Raw genomic sequence first — 7,218 nt, 5'->3', positions numbered from 1 at the left:
TTGTGTCTTAGCGTCTTTGGGGCATTAAAAAACTTAAGCGCTTTTATCTTCTTTTTCAAAAGCTATAAAATGCGAGAGCTCTCCTTTTAAATTATAAATTGGAGTTGCATCCATACTGCATTTATAGGTTCTGCCGTCTTTTTTATAGTTTTGGATGGTTTTCTTAAAAGGTTCTTGCAATTTTATTGCTTCCTGAATTTCTTTTAAAGCTGTTTTACAAGTTTCCGGGCCCTGAAACATTTTAGGCGTTTTCCCTAAAATTTCATCTTCTTTATATCCCGTCATTCTTTTGATTCTGTTTGATGCGAAGACGATTTTTAAATCTAAATCAGTAATAAGCACTACTTCGTCTTTGATTCTTTCTTCGATTTTAAGGTTTTTATCGTTCCAGGTAAATTGAGTTGAGATTTTATTTACCTTTTTCATATCGGCAAAAACGGCCTTCAATTCATTTAAATACTCATAATGAAGATCTAAGGCCAAAATAGGCAACCAAGTCCGGTTTGCTGTATCATCAGAGCTATTCTTTTTCATATTAAATGAATTTTAGAAATCTTTTCTCTCAAACTTACTACTAAAGTTACAAAATAAATTACGGGAAAACCTCATTTAGTAAAATTTTACTAAAACTTTTCCAAATTTAAAATGCAAACTTTAGTTGTACTACAACGGCTTTTTTTTCTTCGTTATTCAAATTGTTGAGCGAAATTCCAAGCAAACGAACAGAATCTTTCATTTTTTCCTGATACAGCAGTTCTTCCACAATTTCCATAATCAAACTTTTATCTGAAATAAAATAAGGCAGCGTTTTACTCCTTGTTTGTTGAGTAAAGTCGCTGTATTTGATTTTAAGCGTAACCGTTTTACCGGAAATATTGTGTCTTTTTAATCTTTTTTCTAATGAAACAGCAATTCTGTCAAGCTGTTCGAGCATAAATATTTCTGAAGATAAATTGACATCAAAAGTATGTTCTGCAGCTACAGATTTTGTAATTCGGTGTGATTTCACTTCACTGTTGTGAATTCCCCGAACTACTTTATAATAAAAAGTACCTGATTTTCCGAAGTGTTTCTCCAGAAATTCTAGCGATTTACCTTTAAGATCCAGTCCTGTAAAAATTCCGAGCTGATACATTTTTTCAGTTGTAACTTTTCCAACTCCATAGAATTTTCGAATAGGCAATTCTTCCAAAAAAGGTATAATTTCATCTGGATTTACAGTTTTTTGTCCGTTTGGTTTATTAACATCGCTGGCAATTTTGGCCACAAACTTATTTACAGAAATTCCTGCTGAAGCTGTAAGTCCAACTTCATTTAAAATTCGGAGTCTGATTTCTTTCGCTAATAAACTGGCACTTGGATTTCCTTTTTTATTTTGGGTTACATCTAGATAAGCTTCATCCAGCGAAAGCGGCTCTACCAAATCGGTGTATTCGTGAAAGATTTTATGAATTTTAGAAGAAATCTCTTTGTAGCGGTCAAATCTCGGTCGGACAAAAATAATTTCGGGACAATATTTTTTTGCCAAAACTCCGCTTATAGCACTGCGAACACCAAATTTTCTGGCTTCGTAACTTGCGGCCGAAACTACTCCTCTATTTTCTGAGCCACCAACAGCAACAGGTTTTCCGCGTAAAGCAGGATTATCCATCTGCTCTACCGAGGCATAAAAAGCATCCATATCAATATGGATAATTTTTCGATATGTTGGCACATCTGACATTATGCAAATTTAAACAGTAAAGCAATAAAAAGAACGGCGCTATAGTTATAAATAGTATCAATTTTTAAAGATTAACAACTAAATGATTCCAAACGAATCATTTTAATTATTTTTGTAGTTTACTCGAAATATTAAACAATGCGAACATTTGTTATAGGCGACATACACGGAGGATTACTCGCTCTTGAGCAAGTGTTGAAAAGAGCCGAAGTTACTACACAAGATACTCTTATATTTTTAGGCGATTATGTTGACGGCTGGAGCCAGTCGGCAGAAGTTATTGATTTTTTAATCGACCTTAAAACCAAACAAAACTGTATTTGCATTAGAGGAAATCATGATCAGCTGGCTTTAGACTGGTTGGAGAACAGACATGAAGATTTAGATGAAGAAATGTGGTACAAACATGGTGGAAAAGCTACTGTTGAAGGTTATTCTAAAATTTCTCCAGAACGAAAAAGAGAACATATCGCTTTTTTTGAATCACTGAAAGATTATTATCTGGATGATCAAAACAGACTTTTTGTTCATGCCGGATTTACGAATTTAAACGGTGTTGTCTGGGAATACTTTCCGAAATTATTTTATTGGGACAGAACACTTTGGGAATCAGCATTGGCTTTAGACCCGAATTTAAAACCTGATGATTTATATTATCCGAAACGTTTTACGGTTTATAAAGAAATTTATATTGGCCACACTCCGGTTACCCGAATTGGAGAAACGGTGCCCATAAACAAAGCCTGCGTTTGGAATGTTGATACCGGCGCCGCTTTTAAAGGCCCTTTAACCATTATGAATGTGGATACCAAGGAGTTCTGGCAAAGCGAACCGTTAAATGAATTGTATTGTAACGAAAAAGGTAGGAATTGATATATAAAAATTTAAATTTGCACAGCAAAATAATTAAAATATAAGTTTTATGAAAAAAGTTATCACATTATTGTTTTTGGTATCATTCGGATTTATTCATGCGCAGAAAGCTTTTACAGGCAAAGGCGACATGAGAGTAAACGTAGGTGCTAATCTACAAGATGGAGGTTCAGGAATTCAAGGATCTATTGATTTTGGTTTAGGAGAAAATTTCTCTTTCGGATTTGTTTCTAGTTATTTACTTGGTGTAGATAATTACAATGGTTTCTACCACGGAGGTCCAACTTACTACACTGATCACAAACCAGAGTTTAAAGATCGTTTTGATGCAAAAGCAAGAATTAATGCTAATTTAAGCAGCGTTATTGGTGTTGAGCAATTAGATGTTTACCCAGGTTTAAATTTAGGTTTACATAACTTTGGAGGACACATTGGCGGACGTTACTTTTTTACTGACGGATTTGGTGTGTTTTCAGAACTTGCTTTTCCAATTGCAAAATACGGAAGTAACAATGACGTATTCGATCATTTAAACAATCAGGTTACTTTTAGTTTAGGAGCTTCTTTCAATTTGAACTAAGTTTTTAACTGCAACAAGATTGCAATACTTATAAAAAAACCGCTCAATTGAGCGGTTTTTTCTTTTTATATAAGATAATTTCTGCTTATTTGCTAAGCAAAATAGTCCAGTCTGATCCGCTGTAAATTTTATGCTTTGCTGAGAAACTGCCTTGATTTACGGCTAATGAAAAGTTCAAAAGGCTGTTAAAATACGTAACATCTGTTCCTACCGGAACTTCTCCAAAAGTATTTACCAGTTTTAATTTTCCTTCATAAGCTTTTTTAGTTCCGTTGAAAATCTGTATTTTAACAAAATCCCCTGCTTTCAAACCAAGATTAGCAAAGGTCTTTTTATCAATATTTGTCCAAACGTTTCCGTATTGAATATCCAGAATTGGAATTCCGCCTTTTATAACGCCGTTTTCAAATACTGGTTTTTGGTAATCAATTTTAACTACTTCACTTGGTAATTTTGGTCCAACTTCTTCAAAAGTAATTGTTTTTGATGCTAAACGTGCTCCGGTAAAAGCATATACATCACGTCCGTGAAACGTATACGATTCATTTGAGTTTTGACGGCGGTTTTTTACCTCATCAATTTCACGAACTTCCTGAATTCCTAATTGTTCTGCAATTAAAGTCAAAGTTCCGTTATCCGGAGTTACAAAATAATGCCCTGATTTTGTCAATAAAACTACCGAATGTCTTGCTGTACCAACTCCCGGATCACAAACTGAAACAAAAACAGTTCCCGTTGGGTAATATTGAGCTGTCTGCGATAAACGATATGCTGCTTCCCAAATATTAAAAGCCGGAATTTCGTGTGTTAAGTCAAATATTTTCAAATCGGTCGAAACACCCATTGCAACACCTTTCATGGCAGAAACTGCTCCATCTTTCAAACCAAAATCTGATTGAAAAACCAATACATTATTTTGCGAAAAACCATTAAATGTAATAGCAAGCAAAAAAAGTAATACTCTTAATTTCATTTTTTCTCTTTTTAAATTTATGCAAAGATATTTCATTAAAACCAAAAATTGACATGCATATCTTAGAAAAAACAAGATTATATAAATTGATTTTAGTTTTTTACAATTACATTTGCATTTTATTCTTTATCCTATATAAATAGTAGGTAATTTATTTTTTGCCTTTCTTTTATTTCAAAACCATTTTATTATGAGAAAAAAACTAAAACTTATTATAACACTCATTCTCACTTTGTCGAGCAGTTTGTTTTTTGCCCAAAATCACGAAATCAGCGGAACCATTACAACTGAAACAGGAATTCCGTTAGAATTTGCTACGATTCTTGTAAAAGGTTCTAAAACAAGTACGACAAGTGATGCGTTAGGGAAATTCAAAATATCATCTGCAGCAAATAACCCAACACTTATTGTATCGCTATTTGGCTATCAAACCAGAGAAATTGTGGCAAAAGATCATTTTGAAGATATTCAGCTGGTTTTAGAAAATAATCGTTTAGATGAAATTGTGGTTGTTGGAAGCAGAAATCCAAAGAAAAGTAAATTGGAAACAGCAGTTCCTGTTGACGTTGTGAATCTGGCAAAAATCAGAAATACAACGCCGCAGACTACAACAAATGATATCTTGACTTATTTGATTCCGTCTTTTAATTCAAACAGACAATCTTCTGCCGACGGAACAGAACATATCGATCCAGCTTCGTTAAGAGGTTTAGGTCCAGATCAGGTTTTGGTTTTAATTAATGGAAAAAGAAGACATACTACTTCTTTAGTAAATTATCAAAATACGGTTGGAAACGGTTCTGTTGGTACCGATTTGAGTGCGATTCCTGCTTCAGCCATTAAACGAATTGAAGTTTTACGTGATGGTGCAGCGGCACAATATGGATCTGACGCTATTGCGGGAGTTATAAATTTAGTTTTGAAAGATAATGCAGGTTTTGAAGCAAACGCTACTTATGGCTCAACATCGAGAGATGACGGACAAACTACCAATTTAAACCTAAACTACGGAACAAAAATTGGAAACAAAGGCGGTTTTATCAACTTTACAGGTGAATTTAATGACCGTCAGAAAACGAATCGTTCTCAAAATCACAATCTTATTATTTTTGATCAATCGGCGCAGGGAAATTTCTTTGCTTATGAATATGCAGATGATCCGGCTCAATCTCGTCAAATTGATGATAATTTATTAGCTCAAAACGGTTTGAAACGTGATGATTTCAATTTCCAGATTGGTGATGCAAAAATCCAGAATATTCAGGGTTTCTTTAATGCTTCAATTCCGTTAAACGATCAAATTGAGTTTTATGCTTCGGGAGGTGTGAGCCACAGAAAAGGAACAGGTTACGGATTCAGACGTTTACCAAGTGAAACGGAAAGTGTTGTGGCTTCTATTTTTCCTTTTGGATTTCAGCCTGAATTGAACTCGGTTGTAACAGATCTTTCTTCTTCTTTTGGTTTCAAATTTAAATTTGGCGAATGGAAACTGGATTTGAGCAATACTATTGGTGAAAACAAATTTGTTTATGATGTTTCAAACACAAACAACTTTTCTTTAGGAGATGCAAGCCCAACAGAATTTAAAGCAGGAAATCATTCTTTTCTTCAAAATACGGTAAATGCAGATATTTCGAGATTGTATAAAGATATTTTCAGCGGACTGAATGTTGCTTTTGGCGCTGAATACCGATATGAAAAATACAAAATTGTTCCCGGCGAAGAAGCTTCTTATATCAACGGCGGCGCACAATCTTTCCCTGGATTTTCTCCTTTGAATGAAGTAAACGAAGACAGAAACAGTGTTGGCGTTTATGCTGATGTTGAAGCGGATATTACAGATAAATTCTTGGTTGGAATTGCCGGACGTTATGAAGATTATACTGATTTTGGAAATACGATTAATGGAAAATTATCTTTGAGATATAAAATTCTGGATAATCTTTTTGTTCGTGGTGCTATTAGTTCAGGTTTTAGAGCGCCTTCTTTGCATCAGCAATATTTTAATAATATCGCAACTGATGTTGTTGACGGGGAACTTTTGAATTCGGGTATTTTTAGAAATGACAGTGAAGTAGCAAAACAACTGGGAATTCCGAAATTGAAAGAAGAAACTTCGAGAAACTATAGTTTTGGTGTTGTTTTTTCTCCAACAAAACAATTGCATATTACCGCTGATTATTACCATATCAGAATTGATAACAGAATCATCTTAACTGGAAATTTAGGAAATGATGCGTATGGAGAACCTGTTCCGGAACTTCGTAATTTATTTGCTCAATATGGCGCACAAACGGGTCGTTTCTTTACAAATGCAATTAATACTACTACAAACGGTATTGACGTAGTTATTGATTATGATTTAAATGCCGGACGTGGTAAATTGAATCTTTCGTTATTGTATAATTACAACAATAATCAGGTTGATAATCAATTGAACAATATTCCGTCGATATTTATTGGTCAGGAAGATGTGTATTACGGACCACAGGAAAGAAGTTTGATTGAATCGAATACTCCTAAACATAAAGGAACTTTTGCTGTAAATTACAATATCGACAAATGGAACTTTTTATTGAGAAACACTTATTTTGGTGAGGTTGTTCGTGATGGTTTCCCTTTTGGCGGAATCCAAAGACACAATGGAAAAGTGGTTACTGATTTGACGATTGCTTATAAAATAACGCCAAAACTTCAATTTGCTTTGGGTGCGAATAACTTATTTGATGTTTTCCCGGATAAGCAGATTTATGAGAATAGTTATTTCGGAGTATTTAAATATGCACCGGTTCAGATGGGAACTACTGGGGCTTATTATTTCGGAAGAATGAGTTTTAGTTTGTAGATTTTTAACGCAAAGGGCGCTAAGGTTTTTCGCAAAGTTCGCAGGGATTTTTTAATCTCGAAAAGTCGAAGAGTCGCAAAGTTTTATTGTTTAGATTCAATAGCGTCCAGCTTTAGCTGGATGTAAAAGGAATCAAAATAAAAAGGGCTTTAGCCAAACAAATTACTGTTTGGCTAAAGCCCTTTCGTGTAATCTTATCCTTCCTCCAGCTAAAGCAGGAGGCA

At 34.3% G+C, this 7,218-nt stretch carries 6 protein-coding genes; 3 read left to right on the top strand and 3 right to left on the bottom strand.

Going from position 1 to position 7,218, the window contains the following annotated elements; all coding sequences use genetic code 11:
* Positions 1 to 33: 33 nt before the first annotated feature.
* Entirely contained in the window at positions 34 to 534 is a 501-nt protein-coding gene (locus tag B3C18_RS13620; RefSeq protein WP_291147659.1) for a PAS domain-containing protein, read from the bottom strand.
* Positions 535 to 640: 106 nt separating this feature from the next.
* Complete coding sequence (gene dinB, locus B3C18_RS13615; protein WP_291147657.1) at positions 641 to 1,723, bottom strand: DNA polymerase IV; 1,083 nt, start codon at positions 1,721 to 1,723, stop codon at positions 641 to 643.
* Between the two features lie 138 nt (positions 1,724 to 1,861).
* On the opposite strand from dinB, the gene B3C18_RS13610 reads away from it, so the two are divergent.
* Positions 1,862 to 2,596, top strand: a complete 735-nt coding sequence (locus B3C18_RS13610) for a metallophosphoesterase family protein (protein ID WP_291147655.1) — start codon at positions 1,862 to 1,864, stop codon at positions 2,594 to 2,596.
* A gap of 49 nt (positions 2,597 to 2,645) precedes the next feature.
* Positions 2,646 to 3,176, top strand: coding sequence for a DUF6646 family protein (locus tag B3C18_RS13605; protein ID WP_053473110.1), 531 nt, complete (start codon positions 2,646 to 2,648; stop codon positions 3,174 to 3,176).
* An 85-nt stretch (positions 3,177 to 3,261) separates the two neighbouring features.
* On the opposite strand, the gene B3C18_RS13600 is transcribed toward B3C18_RS13605, so the two are convergent.
* A complete protein-coding gene (locus B3C18_RS13600) occupies positions 3,262 to 4,149 on the bottom strand; it encodes an SAM hydrolase/SAM-dependent halogenase family protein (protein ID WP_291147653.1) in 888 nt (295 codons plus the stop codon).
* A 190-nt stretch (positions 4,150 to 4,339) separates the two neighbouring features.
* On the opposite strand from B3C18_RS13600, the gene B3C18_RS13595 reads away from it, so the two are divergent.
* Positions 4,340 to 6,994, top strand: a complete 2,655-nt coding sequence (locus tag B3C18_RS13595; protein ID WP_291147651.1) for a TonB-dependent receptor — start codon at positions 4,340 to 4,342, stop codon at positions 6,992 to 6,994.
* The last annotated feature ends 224 nt before the right edge of the window (positions 6,995 to 7,218 follow it).

It is taken from the genome of Flavobacterium sp. UBA7680 (assembly GCF_002482975.1).
Taxonomy (GTDB): Bacteria; Bacteroidota; Bacteroidia; order Flavobacteriales; family Flavobacteriaceae; genus Flavobacterium.
This window is presented reverse-complemented; position numbering and strand designations above follow the sequence as displayed.